Raw genomic sequence first — 17,092 nt, 5'->3', positions numbered from 1 at the left:
GCGATGAGCAGTATTGCTGTGAAGGCTGTATCGCCACACCAGGCTCTAGCCAAACTCGCTCAAAAATTCTTCGGTCTTCATGAGTTCGAGCTGCACGGAGAACCGATCATGCAGAAGTTCCAGTGACGCGTCATGCGTATCGTCGGCGCCGCTACAGACGGCGTCCTTCAGCACGATGACACGATAGGCGAGATCGATTGCGCCGAGCGTCGTGGCCAGCACGCATACATCCGTTTCACCACCCGTTATAATAAGGGTATCGACCCGCTCCGATTGAAGGATCGGATGCAGGCGGCCGTCAATCCAGGGGGAATAGGTGCGCTTGTCGAAGTGCCTTGCCGGTGGAACCAACGACGCCAGCGATGGGGCGAGATCGATGAATCCGCGCGGAAGATGCTCACCCGTCATCATCCACCATTTCTGGTAATAATCCCGCCATTTCCCCGGCATGTCGTCGGCATGCTCGGGTGGCAGGAAGCGGGTAAAGATCGTTCGCGACGAGTGCCGCCCGGCCAGCTCTTCGATCTGGGGAGAGATCCGTGCCATCCAGGGAACGTGCCACGGCGTGTCTTCGGCAAACATCCGCTGCATATCGACGCAAAGGTGCCGCCACTCCCCGACCTCGCCCATCACATCCTCCACTCGGTCTTCGGGCGTCAACCGCCGCGCGCGGCGAAAGTTCCTGGCGGAAGATCAAAAGCCTCTCAGGCGACAGCACTCTCAGCTGTCCGGAAACTATCAAGGTCGCAAAGAGGAACCGGTTTGGAGAAGAAGTAGCCTTGGAGGTCGGTGCAGCCGAGGGCGGCCAGAAAGTCGCGTTGATATTCGGTTTCGACCCCTTCAGCCGTCGTCGAGATACCGAGGTTGCGGCTAAGCGCGACGATGGCGCCAATGATGGCCGCCCCGTTGGCTTTCGTGCCGAGCTGTGAGACGAACGAACGATCAATCTTGATGCGGTCGATATCGAAGCGTAGCAGATGGCTGAGACATGAAAAGCCGGTTCCGAAATCATCGAGCGAAATCTGAACACCTTGGCTGCGCAGCGACTTCAGCACCGTATAGACGTCCGAGTTATCCTCGATGAGCGAGGACTCGGTGAGCTCGAGCTCGAGCCGGGACGGCGGCAGGCCGCTCTCCTGGAGCACGGCGAATACTTCCTCGGCAAAATTTGGTCTTCTCAACTGGGCGGGAGACACGTTGACCGCAACAAATGTGTTTTCAGGCCATTTGCAGGCGGCTCTACAGGCTTCGCGCAATACCCAGAAACCGAGAGCGTCGATGAGGCCGCCCTCCTCGGCGACAGGGATGAAGCTGGCAGGCGTCAATAGTCCGCGCTGACTGTGACGCCAACGCACGAGAGCCTCCGCGCCCGACGCCGAGTATCCGCCGCCCTCGGCGCGATGTACCGTTTGGTAGTAGACTTCGAGCGATCCGAAGTCCGGCTTGTTCGCAATCGGGTCGGATTGTGGACCGTCAGCGGATGAGGCCGTGCCTTTGGCCAAAACTTCCCGCAATTCGTTCTTGAGTATGTCGCGCGCATTCCTGCCGCCGTCCATGGACGGTGAATAGACGCGCCATTGGCCTCTGCCGCCCATCTTTGCTTCGTACAGCGCGACGTCGGCGTAGCGCATGATGTCATCGGCATTCCGTCCGGCGTCCGGCACGACGGTCACGCCGATCGAGCCGCCGACCCGTGCGACCGCCTCGCCCCTCAGAAGCGGGAAGGGCTTGCCAAGTTCGGCAACGATCGCGTCGCATATTGCCGGCAAAACCTGATCATGATCTTTGATGTCCCGAAGAAGCAGGGCGAATTCGTCCCCTCCGAGCCGGGCAAGCGTGTCGCCCGGACGAAGCAGGGAGTGGATCCGCTCCGCAGCCATCCTGATGAGTTCATCGCCGGCGGCATGGCCGAACGTGTCGTTCACGGCCTTGAAGCGGTCGAGATCGAGAAGCGCGACTGCCGAGCGCTCGGCCGAATTCTTCGTCTCGGCCAGGCACTCGTCGAACCTCATCGCGAACAAAGCGCGGTTGGGAAGGCTCGTGAGCACGTCATGCAAGGCAAGCTGTCTTGCATGCAGCTCGCTTTTTCTCAACTCGCCGAGGCTGCTTCGCAGGCGCACCAGCAAAACCGAGAACAGGATCGCGATCACCAGGGCGGCAATCGAAAGCGCCGGCATCAATCGGCCGATCACTCTCGAGCCTGGAAGATCGGGCCGCCATACGATGAAGCCGATCGGTTCGCCATTTGCCGTGGCGTCGATCTGGAAGGCAACCTCGTTTTCGTCTGCATCGGCTGTGCGCGCGAAGCGCGCGCCGTTGAGGCCCTGTTGCCGGCTCAATTCGTCCAGCGCCGCACCATCGATAAACCGCACGACGATCAGGAATTGCCGCATCGTCTGCCGTTGCCCCTCTTCGGGATCGTTGATGGCGACGACGCCGACGATCGTCGGCCGACCTTCCAGCCGCATTAGATTGGCCAACGCAGTGTTGGAGCGTCCTGGGCTCGCAAGGCGGCTTTCCATCGAGGACGGCGTTCTTTCGTTGGAAACCGTGCCTGGTCTCACCCCGAGGCGGGCATCCTGAAGCAGAGGCAAAAAGAGCGGCTTCATCCAGCGATAACGCTTTTCCGTTTGGGCGTCCGCCAGCATCAGCAGTTGAGCCTTCTCGTCGACGACAAAGGCCTGATCGTAGCCGAAGGCGGACATTGCGGTCTGGCTGATCGCACTCCCGGCGGCCGCTGTCAGAACGGCATCGAGGCTAGAGGAACCTCCGCTTGACCGGGCAGCCGGATAAACACGTGTGAGGTAGCCGTTGCCGAACTGGCCGATGACATGGGCGACTTGATCGACCTGTTCCCGCAGGCGGGCATTCACAAGCTGGCGCTGTCGATCAAGGGCGGCAGCATCGCTTTCGGTCCCTGCCCAGAGCGCCGAGAGTACAACAAGTCCGATCGCTCCAAGCCCGCTGACGGCAATCAGAAACAGAATTCTTCCCGAAGCAATCCAGGATTGCTGAAACGTCTTGGAGCTGGAAGGAAGAACGATCTGCAAGCCTAGACCCCTGAACACCACGACACGGGCGCATTGGCAGACGCTAACAAAGAAGCGTTCACGTAGAATTAAAGGCTGCGGCGCACTATGGGGCGAGATCGACTATGCCCCGAGGAGCTCCCGACGATGTTGCGCATATCCATTCAGACTATATTGCGCGGAGCGCTGATGGCGGGCGGGATGGGTATTTTTTTGGCCGCGACCTCGCCGCTTGAGGTGGCTGCGCAAGATCGCATGCCAATGAGAATTGCCGTCGAAGGTGCATTTCCGCCCTTCAACTATCTCGATGCAAATAACAAACTTCAGGGCTTCGACATCGATATTGCCAATGCGCTGTGCGAGGTTGGCAAGTTCGAATGCCAATTTATCATCGAGAAGTGGGACGACATTATCCCCGATCTCGTTGCCGACAAATACGACGCGATCATCTCATCCATGTCGATGAGCCTTGAGCGGCGTCAAAAGGTTGCCTTCACTGAAAAATACTACAACAGCCCGTCTGTGTTCATCGCCCGGAAGGATTCGTCGATCAGCGATGTCAGCCCCGCCGCCCTCAACGATAAAATTCTTGGGGTGACATCGTCGACAGCGCAGGAATCTTATGCCAACCATCTTTATCCGGAAATGAAAAAGAAGGTGTTTCGGTCTTCGCCCGAATTGTACAAGGGTCTGGCGGACGGGAGCGTCGACATTATCCTCGAGGATAAACTCGCCATCTACGACTGGATTGCCAACACCAAGGCAGGAAGCTGCTGCGAGTTCAAAGGACCGGATCTGGTCGACATTACATACTTCGGTGAGGGTGCCGGCATCGCGCTGCGCCTCGATGACAAGGAGCGTCTTGCGCGCCTGAACGAAGCGTTGAAGAGCATCAAGGCGGACGGGACCTACGACATGATCAACGCAAAATATTTCCCGTTCAGCATCCAGTAGTTCGTCAATCAAATCGTTGTGCGATGCAGAATGGCCGGCTTTCCGCCGGCCATTCCTATCAGGTAAAGTCCTCAGTCGTAGTCGCTAGAGCATTTCCGTTTTTCTTCGAATCACGGAAATGCTCTATCCCTTTGTTTTCTCGCAATTCCGGACGCAAAACCGCTACGCGCTTTTGCTGGAATTGCTCTAGGCGGCTTTCGCGACCTCTCCGTGCGGATCGAGGACATATTTCGTCGCCGCTCCCTGGTCGAAGCTCTCATATCCATTGGCGGCATCGTCGAGCGGAATGACCTTGGCGTTGACGATATCGGCAATTGGCAGCCGGTCGTGGAGGATCGCCTGCATGAGCTGACGATTATATTTGATCACCGGAGTCTGGCCGGTGTGGAAGGACTGCGCCTTGGCCCATCCGAGGCCGAAGCGGAGCGACAGATTGCCGTGTTTGGCGGCGTTGTCGACGGCGCCCGGATCCTCGGTAACGTAGAGGCCGGGAATGCCGATCGAACCAGCGGCACGGGTAATCTCCATCATCTGATTGAGCACGATCGCCGGCTGTTCGCCGCCCGAGTGGCCGCGTGCCTCGAAGCCGACCGCATCGATGGCGCTGTCCACCTCATTGGTGCCGACGACCTGCGCGATCATGTCGCCGAGACGGTCGCTCTTCGACAGGTCGATCGGTTCGAAACCGACCTTCGCCGCATGCGCCAGACGGTCCTTGTTGAAATCACCGATCATCACGACAGCAGCGCCGAGAATGCGAGCCGAAGCCGCAGCCGCAAGGCCGACAGGGCCGGCACCGGCGACATAGACGGTCGAGCCGACCCCAACACCTGCACGCACTGCGCCATGGAAGCCGGTGGGCAGAATGTCGGAGAGCATGGTGAGATCACGGATCTTCGCCATTGCCCTATCCCGATCGGGGATTTTCAGCAGGTTGAAATCTGCGTAGGGAATGGTGACATAGCGCGCCTGTCCGCCGATCCAGCCGCCCATGTCGACATAACCGTAAGCACCGCCGGCGCGGGCCGGGTTTACCGTCAGGCAGACACCGGTATCCTGAGACTTGCAGCAGCGGCATCGGCCGCAGGCGACATTGAAAGGCACCGAGACGATATCGCCGATTTCGAGCATCTCGACGTCGATGCCTTTCTCGATGATCTCGCCAGTGATTTCATGACCGAGGACCAGGCCCGGCATCGCCGTCGTGCGGCCGCGGACCATGTGCTGATCGGAGCCGCAGATATTGGTCGAGATCACCTTCAGAATCACGCCGTGTTCGATGCGGCGGCCGTCGGGCGCTTCCAGCTTCGGGTCGTCGATGTCGCGAACTTCGACCTTGCCCGGCCGGAGATAGACGACGCCTCTATTTTTGCTCATGAATTCCTCCCACTTGTTTGAATGCCTCGATCTGCAACCGATGCAGTCGATGGCAACCTTCCCTCCGGCCTGCCTCCTCTGCAGCCCGGTCAACAACACAGGATACCGCCGCATCGGGCGATATTCGAATTTCCAAAAGGGACAGATTGGATGGAGAAGAGGAGTGAACGCCATGGTTTTCGCCTGTCGTTCCGCTCGTGATCGTCTGCCGCAATCCGTCGATTTGCTATGCCAAGAGCTGGTTTCCGGCTCCAGAATCTCCTTTCGATCCATCTCGATATCTTTCCGGATGACTATCCGGCGATTTCCTTGAGGATTTCAGTTCTTCTACCGCTGCGGGGCAGCGCCGGCGTCAGGCCTGCGTCCCAATGGTCCATTTCGCCAGTTTGCGAGATAGCGCCTTGAACACCACAAGCAAACCATGCCTGACGTAAAACAGCGATCAAGAAAACGACATGGGCGCAGCTCAAAGACGACAGTCGGCAAAGTCGCAATAGCGCTGCGTAGCGGAAATAATTGATCCCGCGAATACGGCGGTTTTCCGGATCGTCCCGGAAGATTTGATCGCCGCCTAAAGGCTTTAGGCGCGATGCGGTCGCCGGCTGCGGCTGACGTCGATTGCCGTGTGCCAGAACACGGCGCCGAGGATGATCGCGCCGCCGAAAAAGGTGGCGACGGGCGGCTCTTCGGAAAACAGCAGCCAGACCCAGAAGGGCGTGAGCACGATTTCCATCGTGCCGATCAGCGCCGCTTCCGCCGGCGGCATCCGCTTTGCCCCGGCAAGGAAGAGCACCAGCGCGAGGGAGAAATTGGTCGCGCCGAAGGCGGCAAGGACGATCCAGTTGTGCAAGTCGAGCGAGCCGACCGAACCGAACGGCGCGAAGAGTGCGAGCGTCAGGAAAGCGCTGACCACGGTCGGCGGCAGACTTGGCACGTCGGGACTGATGCGCGGAATGATGATGACGAGCGCGAAGGACGCGGTCATGCCGAGCGCCAGCAGGTCACCCCAACCGGTGCCGCCGCCGATCGACGAGGCGACGATGACCGCGACTCCGAGGAGCGAAATGCCGCCGGCAATCAGCGTCCGCCTGGAGACCCTCTCCCTGAGGATGACCCAGCCGAGCAACGCTGCGATAAAGGGCGCGGTCGCATAGATCATCGTCACATTGGCGACGGTGGTCATGTAAAGCGCCCCGATGAAGCATACCTGACTGAAGGTCTGGCATGCGATCATGGCAAGACCGGACGGATGGAAGACGGATCGCCATTGCTGCCGCGAGATGCCCCCTTCGAGGAAAAGGCAGGGGATCAGCAGAAACAGGCCGCCGAACAACGATCGCCAGGCAATCGCCGTCCATACGTCGGTCGTCAGGAGCCGCGAGTAGACGCCGCTCGCGCTCCAGGCAAGTGTCGCGGCAATGATGAGAAGCACACCCTTCTCGTGCTCGCTGCCTGCGAGGCGTCTGGCCGGATTTTCAATGGTCACGCAGATATTCTCAAAGAAGGAAGTCGAACGCCGTTCATTTCTGCGCCAAGAATTGACATCAGACAAACGAATAGTAGAGATAGCTATCATCGATTTTTTCTATGGCTAACCCATGCATGAACCGATTGAGAGCGACCTGCTCAGAACCTTCCTGGTCGTTGCCGAGACCTCCAATTTCTCCGCGGCTGCCCAGCGCATCGGGCGGACGCAGTCGGCGGTCAGCACTCAGATCAAGCGGCTTGAGCAGACGATCGGCGAAACCCTGTTCGAGCGGGGCGCCCGCGGCGTGCTGCTGACGCGCCAGGGCATACAGCTCGTCCCCTATGCCCGCAGGATAATCGACCTCCTGAACGAGGCCGCCGCGACGATCCGCAGCAAACCGCTGGACGGACCGGTGCGCATCGGAATTCCGGAGGAATACAGCCAGACGGTGCTGCCGGCAGCCCTTGCGGCTTTCGCCGTACGCCACCCGGCCGTCGAGGTCACCGTGTCCTGCGACTACACAGTTCGCAACTTGGCCGCCCTCGAGCGGGATGAGCTCGATCTGGCCGTCGTTTTCGACTGGAGCGATGAGACGAAAGGCGAGGTCATCTGTATCGATCCCACAGTCTGGGTCACATCGATGGTCCACAGGCTGCACGACATCGATCCCCTGCCGATAGCGACCTATCGCAACTCCACCTGGTCACGCGATTTTGCGCTCCGGTCGCTGGAGCAGATCGGCCGCAACTATCGAATCGCTTTCATCGCCGATACCGGCTCGGGGCTGAAGAATGCCGTGACCGCAGGCCTTGCCGTCACCACGCTTTCCCGCAGCAGCATTCCGCCCGGCTGCCGGGAACTCACCGCCGAAGACGGTTTCCCGCCGGTCGATTCCTCCAAGGTCGTGCTCCGCCGGAGCACTTACCGTTCCAGCGAGGCCGTTCGGGAACTTGCCGAAATGATACGGGACGCATTCCAGCCTATGCCCGCACCTCCGATGACGTGATGCGGCGCCGCAAGCGGCGCCGGGTCTCCGACGGGCTTTCGGAAAAACTCGCCCGGTAGCTTCTCGCAAAGGCTGAGGCCGAGTTGAAGCCGGTTGCCGCCGCGATGTCGGCGAAGGAGGCCGTCGTCTCGATCACCTTGCGGCGGGCCGCATTCAAGCGCAGGGCGAGATAATGCACATGCGGCGGCGCGCCGATACTCTGCTGGAAAAGATCCTGCAGATGTCGGGCGCTGATGCCCACCCTGCGGGCGAGCCGCGTAAGAATCAGAGGCTGCTCGATATGCTCCTCCATCAGCCGCACCGCTTGCGCGACACGGGGATCGTGCATGCGCAACCCAGCCGAGGCTGCGGAAAGTGACTCATCGGCATGGAAGGACGGCTGCTCATAGCGGAACAGCCGGCTGACCTCGAGCGCCAGCGAATAACCCTGCCGCTGCCTGATCACTTCCAGCATCAGGTCGACGGTTGGAAGCGAACCGGAGGTCGTCAGCCGCTTGCCGTCGATGACGAAACGATCCTTGACGGCCCGCACCTCAGGATAGGCCAGCGCAAAATCCTCGTAGTCCTCCCAGTGGACGGTCGCCGGCAGTCCGTCGAGCAGGCTTGCTTCCGCCAGCAGCCATGTGCCGGACTCGATGCCGGCAATCACCGTGCGATAGCGGGCAGCCTGGGAGAGCTGCATCTTGAGGGCCGGCGTCGCGCTGTGGCGCCAGTTGTAACTGGCAAGCACGAATAGCGGCGTATCCTCGGTCGTCGCCTTGAAAGCGCCTTGTGCGGGCACGGCGATATTGCTGGTGGTCGGGACCGGTGCTCCGTCCGGCGTGAGCAGCCGCCAGCGATAGAGTTCGCTGCCGGAAATGCGGTTGGCACCGCGCAGCGGCTCGATGACCGAGGCGATCAGGATCAGGTTCGCGTCCGGCAGGACGAGAAGGTCGATATCGAGCCGTTCCGTCGATCGCTGCAGCAAGGCCACCTCCCTCGGAGTTCTGATAATGTATCAATTGCTTCCGAAAATGCAACGCATCGCCATCCATCCTGTCGCGTAATGCGGACAAGACGAGGGAGAACAAAAGCATGCCTCTTGCGATGAACCGCGATGTCTTCATCACCTGCGCCGTCACCGGCGCCGGCGATACGGTTTCCAAATCCAGCCACGTGCCGATCACTCCCAAGCAGATCGCCGATTCCGCCATCGATGCGGCAAAGGCCGGTGCTGCGGTCGTTCACTGCCATGTCCGCGACCCGGAAACGGGTGCTGCCAGCCGCCGCAACGATCTCTACAGGGAAGTCACCGACCGCATCCGCTCGGCCGATGTCGACGTCGTCCTCAATCTCACCGCCGGCATGGGCGGGGACCTGATCTTCGGGGATGTCGAAAGCCCCCTTCCCCTCAATCCTAAGGGCACGGATATGGCCGGCGCCACCGAGCGCGTCAGCCATGTCGCCGAGTGCCTGCCGGAGATCTGCACGCTCGACTGCGGCACGATGAATTTCAATCTCGGCGACTATGTCATGACCAACACGCCGGCCATGCTGCGGGCCATGGCAAAGAAGATGACGGATCTCGGCGTGCGGCCCGAGATCGAGGCCTTCGACACCGGCCATCTCTGGTTTGCCAAGCAGCTTGCCGAGGAAGGCCTGATCGAAGACCCGGTGCTGATCCAGCTCTGTATGGGCATTCCCTGGGGTGCGCCCGACGATCTCAATACCTTCATGGCGATGGTCAACAACGTGCCTCAGAGCTGGACCTTCTCGGCCTTTTCGATCGGCCGCAACGCCATGGCCTATCCGGCAGCCGCCGTTCTCGCCGGCGGTAATGTGCGCGTCGGCTTGGAGGACAACCTCTTCGTCGTCAAGGGCCAGCTCGCCACCAATGCGCAACTCGTCGAAAAGGCCGTGCAGGTGGTCGAGGGCATGGGTGCCCGGATCATCGGTCCGGAAGACGTTCGCAAGAAACTCAAACTGACGAAGCGCTGAGGACGGCATGACAGGGATCACCAAAGCGGCTTGTATCGGCGGCGGCGTCATCGGCGGCGGATGGATCGCGCGATTTCTGCTGGCCGGCATCGACGTGAACGTGTTCGATCCGCATCCGGAAGCGAGCCGCATCGTCGGCGAAGTGCTTGCCAACGCCGAAAAAGCCTATGCCATGCTGACCGGAGCACCCCTGCCGCCCCGCGGCAGGCTGACCTTCTGCAAGACGCTCGAGGAAGCCGTCGCCGGCGCCGACTGGATTCAGGAAAGCGTGCCGGAAAGGCTCGACCTCAAGCGCGGGGTGCTGACTGAGATCGATACTGTGGCGCGCCCGGACGCCCTGATCGGCTCTTCCACCTCAGGCCTGCTGCCGACCGATCTGCAGCGCGACATGAAGCATCCCGAACGCCTCTTCGTCGCCCACCCCTATAATCCCGTCTATCTGCTGCCGCTCGTCGAAATCGTCGGTGGCGAAAAGACCTCGGCGGCGACCATCCAGACGGCGATGGAAAGACTGGCGCCGATCGGCATGAAGGGCGTCCACATCGCCAAGGAGATCGAGGCCTTTGTCGGCGACCGGCTGCTCGAAGCGCTCTGGCGCGAGGCCTTGTGGCTGATCCACGACGATATCTGCACGGTCGAGACGCTTGATGACGTCATCCGCTACTCCTTCGGCCTGCGCTGGGCGCAGATGGGCCTGTTTCAGACCTACCGCATTGCCGGCGGCGAGGCCGGTATGCGTCACTTCCTTGCCCAGTTCGGTCCATGCCTCGCCTGGCCGTGGACCAAGCTCACCGATGTCGTCGATCTCGACGATGCACTGATCGAAAAGATCGGCCGGCAATCCGATGAACAGGCGGCTGGACTGTCGATCCGCGAGCTCGAACGCATCCGCGACGAAAACCTCGTCGGCATCCTGCAGGCCCTGAAGGGCGGTCACGACGGCGAGGGCTGGGGCGCCGGCAAGCTGCTGAAAGACTTCGAGCAATCGCTCTGGGCAGAAGCCGGCAGGGCAAATACGTCTTTCGACCCGTTGAAGCCGCTGCGGCTTGTCGAGACGAAAGTCGGCCCCGCCTGGGTCGACTATAACGGCCATATGACCGAACACCGTTATCTGCAGGTTTTCGGGGATACCTCGGATGCATTGCTGCGCCTCATCGGCGTTGATCTCGCCTATGTCGAGGCGGGGCGGAGCTATTACACGGTGGAAACCCACATCCGCCATCTCGGCGAGGCGAAGCTCGGCCAGGCGATCCATTCGACCTGCCAGATCCTCTCCGTCGACGAGAAGCGGCTGCATGTCTTCCACACCCTCCACGACACAGTGACGGGCGAAGCTCTGGCAACCGCCGAGCACATGTTGCTGCATGTCGACAGCAAGGCCGGCAAGGCGACACCGGCGCCGGCCGTCATTCTCGACAAAGTCAAGTCGATTGCCGAAGCGCATGCGAATTTGGCCGCGCCTGAAGGTGTTGGCCGTCACGTCGGCCAGAAACGGTAGGAGGATCGGCATGAATTTCGGACTGAGCGAAGAACAGGTAATGATCGTCGAGACGGTCCGCGCCTTCGTCGAGACCGAAATCTATCCGCACGAGAACCAGGTCGAGCGCAGCGGTGTCGTCCCGCCGGAGCTCGGAGACGAAATCCGGCGCAAATGCATCGATCTTGGCTTCTATGCCTGCAATTTCCCCGAAGAAGTCGGCGGCGCCGGCCTCGACCATCTCACCTTCACGCTGGTCGAGCGGGAGCTCGGGCGCGGTTCCCTGGGGCTGACGGTTTTCTTCGGCCGGCCCTCCGGCATCCTGATGGCCTGCGAGGGCGAGCAGCGAGAGCGCTACCTCCTGCCCGCAGTGCGCGGTGAGAAGATCGACGCGCTCGCCATCACCGAGCCGGACGCCGGATCTGACATGCGCGGCATGAAATGCGCTGCCCGCCGCGACGGTGGCGATTTCGTCCTCAACGGCACGAAACATTTCATCTCCCATGCCGATGTCGCCGATTTCGTCATCGTCTTTGCCGCGACGGGCGAGGAAGAGACGCCGAAAGGCATCAAGAAGAAGATCACCGCCTTCCTGGTGGATCGCGGCACGCGGGGCTTCGAAATCCTCAAAGGCTACGATTCCGTTTCGCATCGCGGCTACCACAACTCAACGCTCAGCTTCGAAGATTGCCGGATTCCGGCGAGCCAGGTACTTGGCGAGGTGCATCGCGGCTTCGATATCGCCAATCAATGGCTCTACGGCACACGGTTGACGGTTGCCGCCACCTGCGTCGGCCGGGCACGGCGCGTCTTCGACATGACGCTGCCCTACGCCGCCGAGCGCAAACAGTTCGGCAAGCCGATCGGCGCTAATCAGGGCGTGTCGTTCAAGCTCGCCGATATGATAACCGAGATCGACGCGGCCGACTGGCTGACGCTCGCCGCCGCCTGGCGGCTCGATGCCGGGCTCTCCGCAGACCGGCAGATCGCCTCGGCCAAGCTTTACTCCTCCGAAATGTTGGCCCGCGTCACCGATGAGGCGATCCAGATCTTCGGCGGCATGGGCCTGATGGACGACCTGCCGCTCGCCCGCTTCTGGCGCGATGCGCGCGTCGAGCGCATCTGGGACGGCACCTCTGAAATCCAGCGGCATATCATCAGCCGCGACCTGCTTAGACCCTTGGGAGCGTGAGCCGATGACGCCTCGCCCGCTCGACCGCCTGCTCAAACCGCAAACGATCGCCGTCTTTGGCGGCCGCGAGGCGCGCAGGGTGATCGAGCAGTGCGATCGCATGGGTTTTGCGGGCGAGATCTGGCCTGTCCATCCGAAGCTCGAAGAGGTGCTCGGGCGGCCCTGTTATCGCTCCGTATCCGACCTGCCTTCGGCGCCTGACGCCGCCTTCGTCGGCGTCAACAGGACGCTGACCGTCGAGATTGTCCGCAGCCTTTCTGAGGCCGGTGCCGGCGGGGCGGTCTGTTATGCATCGGGTTTCAGCGAGGCGACAGGTGAACTCGGCGACGGTGCCGCGCTGCAGCAGGCCTTGCTGGAGGCGGCTGGCGACATGCCGATCCTCGGGCCGAATTGCTACGGGCTGATCAACGGTCTCGACGGTGCGCTGCTCTGGCCCGATCAGCATGGCATGCAGCGTATCGACCGTGGCGTCGCCATCCTCACGCAATCCTCCAACATCGCCATCAACCTGACCATGCAGACCCGCGGCGTGCCGATCGCCTATGTGGTCACTGCCGGCAATCAGGCGCAGACATCGCTTGCCGATGTCGCCTGCGCACTGATCGACGACCCGCGCGTCACGGCGGTCGGCCTTCATGTCGAAGGTTTCGGCGATCTCTCTGCACTCGAACGTCTGGCCACCATGGCCCGGCGGTCGAGGAAGCCGGTCGTCGTGCTGAAGGTCGGCAGGTCCGAGCAGGCAAAACGCGCGGCGGTGTCGCATACAGCCTCGCTTGCCGGCAGCGATGCGGTCGCCGACGCCGTGCTCGCCCGCCTCGGCCTTGGCCGTGTCCAGACCTTGCCGGCGCTGCTCGAAACCCTGAAGTTGCTGCATGTCGCCGGACCGCTCGCCAGCCATTCGATCTCGTCGATGAGCTGTTCGGGGGGCGAAGCCTCGCTGATGGCGGATGCCGCCGTCGGTCGCAATGTGGAATTCCCAGCGTTGCAGCCGCAAGAATTGCAACGGCTGCGGCGGGTGCTGGGCGAGATGGTGACGCTTTCCAATCCGCTCGATTACCACACCTTCGTGTGGGGGGATCTCGCACGCCAGACCGAAGCCTTCAGCGCCATGTTCGACGGCGGCTATGCCCTCAATCTCGTCGTCCTCGACTTCCCCCGCGGTGACCGCTGCGATGCATCCGAATGGGCGATGACGGCAGACGCGGTCATGACGGCTGCCGCCGCAACCGGTGCGCTGGCCGGCCTTCTGGCAACCCTTCCGGAAAACATGCCGGAGCCGATCGCCGATCGGCTGATGGCAAATGGCATCATTGCCTTCTGCGGTATCGACGAAGCCATCACGGCTGCGGAAGTCGCCGCCGGCATCGGCCAGGCGTGGGATCGCCCGCCGCCCCTGCCGCTGCTCGATGTGTCCTCTATCGATGGCGAGATCGAGACGCTGACGGAGGCCGATGCGAAGGTCGAGCTTGCCGCCTTCGGCCTTCCGGTTCCGCAAGGGCTGGTGGCCTCCTCTCCCGGTCAAGCGGCCGAGCAGGCTGAGCGGCTCGGTTTTCCTGTCGTGCTCAAAGCGCTCGGCATTGCACACAAGACCGAGGCTGGGGCGGTCGCACTCAACCTACAGTATATGCAGGCGGTCTCAAATGCGGCGGCGGCCATGCCGCCGAATGCCGGTTATCTCGTCGAGAAAATGATCGATTCACCGGTCGCCGAGCTCATTGTCGGCGCCATCCGCGACCCTGTCTTCGGATTGTCGCTCACCTTGGGAGCGGGCGGAATCTTCGTTGAATTGTTTGAAGATTCCGTCATTCTGCCCCTTCCGGCGACGAAAACCGACATTCACGCGGCAATTTCGCGTCTCAAACTTGCAAAATTGATCTATGGCTATCGCGGGCGGCCAAAAGGCGATCTCGAAGCCGCTGTCGGTGCTGTCTCAGCAACGGCAGATTATGTCGTAAAGAACGCGGCATCCCTGGAGGAACTCGACATTAATCCATTGATGGTTCTTCCCGAAGGGCATGGTGTTGTCGTAGTCGATGCCCTCGTACGGCGGAGGAGGTAGTAAAGGTTGAGCGACCACATTCGCACACGACATGACGGTGGAGTACTCGAAGTCGTCATCGACCGGCCGAAGGCGAATGCCATCGACCTTGCGACCAGCCGTGCCCTGGGGGTGATCTTCCGGGATTTCCGCGACAATCCGGCCTTGCGTGTCGCCATCGTCTCGGGCGCCGGCGAGAAATTTTTCTGTGCCGGCTGGGATCTCAAGGCAGCGGCATCAGGTGATGCGGTCGACGGGGATTACGGTGTGGGCGGCTTCGGCGGGCTGCAGGAACTGCGCGATCTCAACAAGCCGGTCATTTGTGCGGTCAACGGCATCTGTTGCGGCGGTGGATTGGAGATTGCGCTTTCTGCCGACCTGATCATCGCCGCCGAGCACGCGACCTTCGCCCTGCCGGAAATCCGTTCGGGCACGGTTGCCGATGCAGCTTCGATCAAGCTGCCGAAACGCATTCCTTACCACATCGCCATGGACATGCTTTTGACCGGTCGCTGGCTCGACGTTCACGAGGCGCATCGCTGGGGTTTCGTCAACGAGGTCCTGCCGGCCGACAGGCTGATGGAGAGAGCATGGGAGCTTGCTAGGCTGCTCGAGAGCGGGCCGCCGCTCGTCCATGCGGCCATCAAGGAAATCGTGCGCGAAGCGGAGGGTTCGACGTTCCAGACTGCCATGAACAAGATCACCAAGCGGCAGTTTGCGACCGTCGACAGGCTCTATTCGAGCGAAGACCAATTGGAAGGCGCACGGGCCTTCGCCGAGAAGCGAAGCCCCATTTGGAAAGGAAAATAACCGCGCGGCAGCAACCGCACTGTTTTCCCGCATGATGCGGGCACCGGAGATGGAGAGGAAACCGTCTGCGGACCTGCCCGGAAGTTCTGTCAACGCACCATAAAGAAGGAACTGGGGAATGAACGACTACACGAAATATCTCGCAAGCCGTGTCACCGCCGGTGGGCTCAGCCGCCGCGAATTCATGGGACGCGCCATGGCGGCGGGCATCACACTTGCCGTCGCCGACAAGCTCTTCACCGAAAGCGCCGAAGCCGCCGAACCGAAACGCGGTGGCCACTTGAAGCTCGGCCTCGAAGGAGGTGCGGCCACCGATTCGAAGGATCCGGCAAAGTTCCTATCGCAGGTCATGTTCTGCATCGGCCGCTGCTGGGGTGACATGCTGGTCGAGTCCGATCCACTGACGGGTGCTGCCGTGCCCTCGCTTGCCGAATCCTGGGAGCCGTCGAAGGACGCTGTCACCTGGACCTTCAAGATCCGCAAGGGCGTCAAGTTCCACGATGGCAAGGAGCTGACGATCGACGACGTTGTAGCGACGCTGAAGCGCCACACGGACGCGAAGTCGGAATCCGGCGCGCTCGGTGTTCTCGGCTCGATCAAGGAGATCAAGGCCGACGGCGGCAATCTCGTGCTGACCCTCAGCGAAGGCAATGCCGACATGCCGCTGCTGCTGTCCGACTACCATCTGGTCATTCAGCCGAACGGCGGCGTCGATGATCCGCTGGCCTCGATCGGCACCGGCCCTTACAAGATGACGAGCTTCGAGCCCGGCGTCCGCGCCACCTTCGAAAGGAATAAGGACGACTGGCGCTCCGACCGAGGTTATGTCGATTCGATCGAGATCATCGGCATGAACGACGCCACCGCCCGCATCGCGGCATTGTCGTCCGGTCAGGTGCACTACATCAACCGCGTCGACCCGAAGACCGTCAACCTGCTGAAGCGCGCGCCGAATGTCGAGATCCTCTCGACTGCCGGCCGCGGGCACTACGTCTTCATCATGCATTGCGACAAGGCGCCGTTCGACAACAACGACCTGCGCCTGGCCCTCAAATACGCCATGGACCGCGAGACCATGGTGCAGAAGATCCTCGGCGGTTACGGCAAGGTCGGCAACGACTTCCCGATCAACAGCACCTATGCGCTGTTCCCCGAAGGCATCGAGCAGCGCGCCTACGATCCTGACAAGGCGGCGTTCCACTACAAGAAGTCGGGCCATAGCGGCTCGGTCCTTCTGCGCACCTCCGAAGTCGCCTTCCCCGGCGCCGTCGACGCGGCCGTTCTCTATCAGGAAAGCTGCAAAAAGGCCGGCATCGAAATCGAGGTCAAGCGCGAGCCGGGCGACGGCTACTGGACCAACGTCTGGAACGTCCAGCCCTTCTCGACCTCTTATTGGGGTGGCCGTCCGACGCAGGATCAGATGTATTCCACCGCCTATCTCTCGACGGCGGACTGGAACGACACCAAGTTCAAGCGTCCTGACTTCGACAAGCTGCTGCTGCAGGCCCGCTCCGAACTTGATGAAGCCAAGCGCAAGGACATGTATCGCACCATGGCGATGACGGTGCGCGACGAGGGCGGGGTGATCCTGCCGATGTTCAACGACTTCGTGAACGCCTCCACCAAGCAGGTGAAGGGCTATGTCCACGACATCGGCAACGACATGTCGAACGGCTACGTCGCGACCCGCGTCTGGCTGGACGCCTGATGGCAAGGGGGCGTTTGCCCCTCCGATCTCCAACGAAGCCTGGACCGTGGGATGAA

Annotated in this window: 13 protein-coding genes and 1 riboswitch; of the genes, 8 read left to right on the top strand and 5 right to left on the bottom strand. The window is 61.4% G+C overall.

Annotated features, from left to right (window positions below; genetic code table 11):
- Window positions 1–45 precede the first annotated feature (45 nt).
- Both U5G49_RS32795 and U5G49_RS32790 read right to left on the bottom strand, forming a co-directional pair.
- Window positions 46–630 carry a cysteine hydrolase family protein gene (locus tag U5G49_RS32795; RefSeq protein WP_047620493.1) on the bottom strand — a complete coding sequence of 195 codons (585 nt, stop codon included), beginning with the start codon at window positions 628–630 and terminating at the stop codon, window positions 46–48.
- A gap of 74 nt (window positions 631–704) precedes the next feature.
- Window positions 705–3,071, bottom strand: coding sequence for a putative bifunctional diguanylate cyclase/phosphodiesterase (locus tag U5G49_RS32790; RefSeq protein ID WP_115157857.1), 2,367 nt, complete (start codon window positions 3,069–3,071; stop codon window positions 705–707).
- Window positions 3,072–3,176: 105 nt separating this feature from the next.
- Here U5G49_RS32790 and U5G49_RS32785 point away from each other — a divergent pair, with 105 nt between their 5' ends.
- Entirely contained in the window at window positions 3,177–3,983 is an 807-nt protein-coding gene (locus tag U5G49_RS32785; RefSeq protein ID WP_026231094.1) for a transporter substrate-binding domain-containing protein, read from the top strand.
- A gap of 186 nt (window positions 3,984–4,169) precedes the next feature.
- Here the strand turns inward: U5G49_RS32785 and fdhA are convergent, their stop codons facing one another.
- Both fdhA and U5G49_RS32775 read right to left on the bottom strand, forming a co-directional pair.
- Window positions 4,170–5,360: a formaldehyde dehydrogenase, glutathione-independent gene (gene fdhA / locus U5G49_RS32780; RefSeq protein WP_018449119.1), complete on the bottom strand. Its 1,191-nt coding sequence runs from the start codon at window positions 5,358–5,360 to the stop codon at window positions 4,170–4,172.
- 219 nt (window positions 5,361–5,579) lie between these two features.
- Window positions 5,580–5,779: riboswitch (cobalamin riboswitch) on the bottom strand.
- Between the two features lie 161 nt (window positions 5,780–5,940).
- Complete coding sequence (locus tag U5G49_RS32775) at window positions 5,941–6,846, bottom strand: DMT family transporter (protein ID WP_018246819.1); 906 nt, start codon at window positions 6,844–6,846, stop codon at window positions 5,941–5,943.
- A 112-nt stretch (window positions 6,847–6,958) separates the two neighbouring features.
- On the opposite strand from U5G49_RS32775, the gene U5G49_RS32770 reads away from it, so the two are divergent.
- The gene (locus U5G49_RS32770) at window positions 6,959–7,834 is read left to right on the top strand and encodes a LysR substrate-binding domain-containing protein (protein ID WP_018449117.1); all 876 of its coding nucleotides are present in this window, start codon (window positions 6,959–6,961) and stop codon (window positions 7,832–7,834) included.
- Here U5G49_RS32770 and U5G49_RS32765 read toward each other — a convergent pair.
- Entirely contained in the window at window positions 7,809–8,807 is a 999-nt protein-coding gene (locus U5G49_RS32765; RefSeq protein ID WP_026231093.1) for a GlxA family transcriptional regulator, read from the bottom strand. The two genes, U5G49_RS32770 and U5G49_RS32765, sit on opposite strands and share 26 nt — an antisense overlap.
- Window positions 8,808–8,908: 101 nt before the next feature.
- Between U5G49_RS32765 and U5G49_RS32760 the strand changes: the two genes are divergently transcribed.
- The 6 genes from U5G49_RS32760 to U5G49_RS32735 all read left to right on the top strand — a co-directional run bounded on the left by U5G49_RS32760 (window position 8,909) and on the right by U5G49_RS32735 (window position 17,036).
- Window positions 8,909–9,811 (top strand): BKACE family enzyme, encoded by a 903-nt coding sequence (locus U5G49_RS32760; protein WP_193445937.1) that lies wholly within the window; start codon window positions 8,909–8,911, stop codon window positions 9,809–9,811.
- Window positions 9,812–9,818: 7 nt separating this feature from the next.
- Window positions 9,819–11,309 carry a carnitine 3-dehydrogenase gene (locus U5G49_RS32755; protein ID WP_115157859.1) on the top strand — a complete coding sequence of 497 codons (1,491 nt, stop codon included), beginning with the start codon at window positions 9,819–9,821 and terminating at the stop codon, window positions 11,307–11,309.
- A 10-nt stretch (window positions 11,310–11,319) separates the two neighbouring features.
- A complete protein-coding gene (locus tag U5G49_RS32750; RefSeq protein WP_018246824.1) occupies window positions 11,320–12,480 on the top strand; it encodes an acyl-CoA dehydrogenase family protein in 1,161 nt (386 codons plus the stop codon).
- 4 nt (window positions 12,481–12,484) lie between these two features.
- Window positions 12,485–14,539 carry an acetate--CoA ligase family protein gene (locus U5G49_RS32745; protein WP_193445938.1) on the top strand — a complete coding sequence of 685 codons (2,055 nt, stop codon included), beginning with the start codon at window positions 12,485–12,487 and terminating at the stop codon, window positions 14,537–14,539.
- A 6-nt stretch (window positions 14,540–14,545) separates the two neighbouring features.
- A complete protein-coding gene (locus U5G49_RS32740) occupies window positions 14,546–15,328 on the top strand; it encodes a carnitinyl-CoA dehydratase (protein ID WP_115157861.1) in 783 nt (260 codons plus the stop codon).
- 118 nt (window positions 15,329–15,446) lie between these two features.
- Window positions 15,447–17,036 carry an ABC transporter substrate-binding protein gene (locus tag U5G49_RS32735; protein ID WP_047620501.1) on the top strand — a complete coding sequence of 530 codons (1,590 nt, stop codon included), beginning with the start codon at window positions 15,447–15,449 and terminating at the stop codon, window positions 17,034–17,036.
- Window positions 17,037–17,092 lie beyond the last annotated feature (56 nt).

It is taken from the genome of Rhizobium indigoferae, assembly GCF_034554815.1.
Classification (GTDB): domain Bacteria; phylum Pseudomonadota; class Alphaproteobacteria; order Rhizobiales; family Rhizobiaceae; genus Rhizobium; species Rhizobium leguminosarum.
This window is presented reverse-complemented; position numbering and strand designations above follow the sequence as displayed.

Coding starts and splice junctions, on each gene's coding strand:
- U5G49_RS32745 (WP_193445938.1), top strand. CDS start 12,485: ATGACGCCTCGCCCGCTCGACCGCCTGCTCAAACCGCAAACGATCGCC.
- fdhA (WP_018449119.1), bottom strand. CDS start 5,360: ATGAGCAAAAATAGAGGCGTCGTCTATCTCCGGCCGGGCAAGGTCGAA.
- U5G49_RS32755 (WP_115157859.1), top strand. CDS start 9,819: ATGACAGGGATCACCAAAGCGGCTTGTATCGGCGGCGGCGTCATCGGC.
- U5G49_RS32760 (WP_193445937.1), top strand. CDS start 8,909: ATGCCTCTTGCGATGAACCGCGATGTCTTCATCACCTGCGCCGTCACC.
- U5G49_RS32750 (WP_018246824.1), top strand. CDS start 11,320: ATGAATTTCGGACTGAGCGAAGAACAGGTAATGATCGTCGAGACGGTC.
- U5G49_RS32785 (WP_026231094.1), top strand. CDS start 3,177: ATGTTGCGCATATCCATTCAGACTATATTGCGCGGAGCGCTGATGGCG.
- U5G49_RS32735 (WP_047620501.1), top strand. CDS start 15,447: ATGAACGACTACACGAAATATCTCGCAAGCCGTGTCACCGCCGGTGGG.
- U5G49_RS32770 (WP_018449117.1), top strand. CDS start 6,959: ATGCATGAACCGATTGAGAGCGACCTGCTCAGAACCTTCCTGGTCGTT.
- U5G49_RS32795 (WP_047620493.1), bottom strand. CDS start 630: ATGGGCGAGGTCGGGGAGTGGCGGCACCTTTGCGTCGATATGCAGCGG.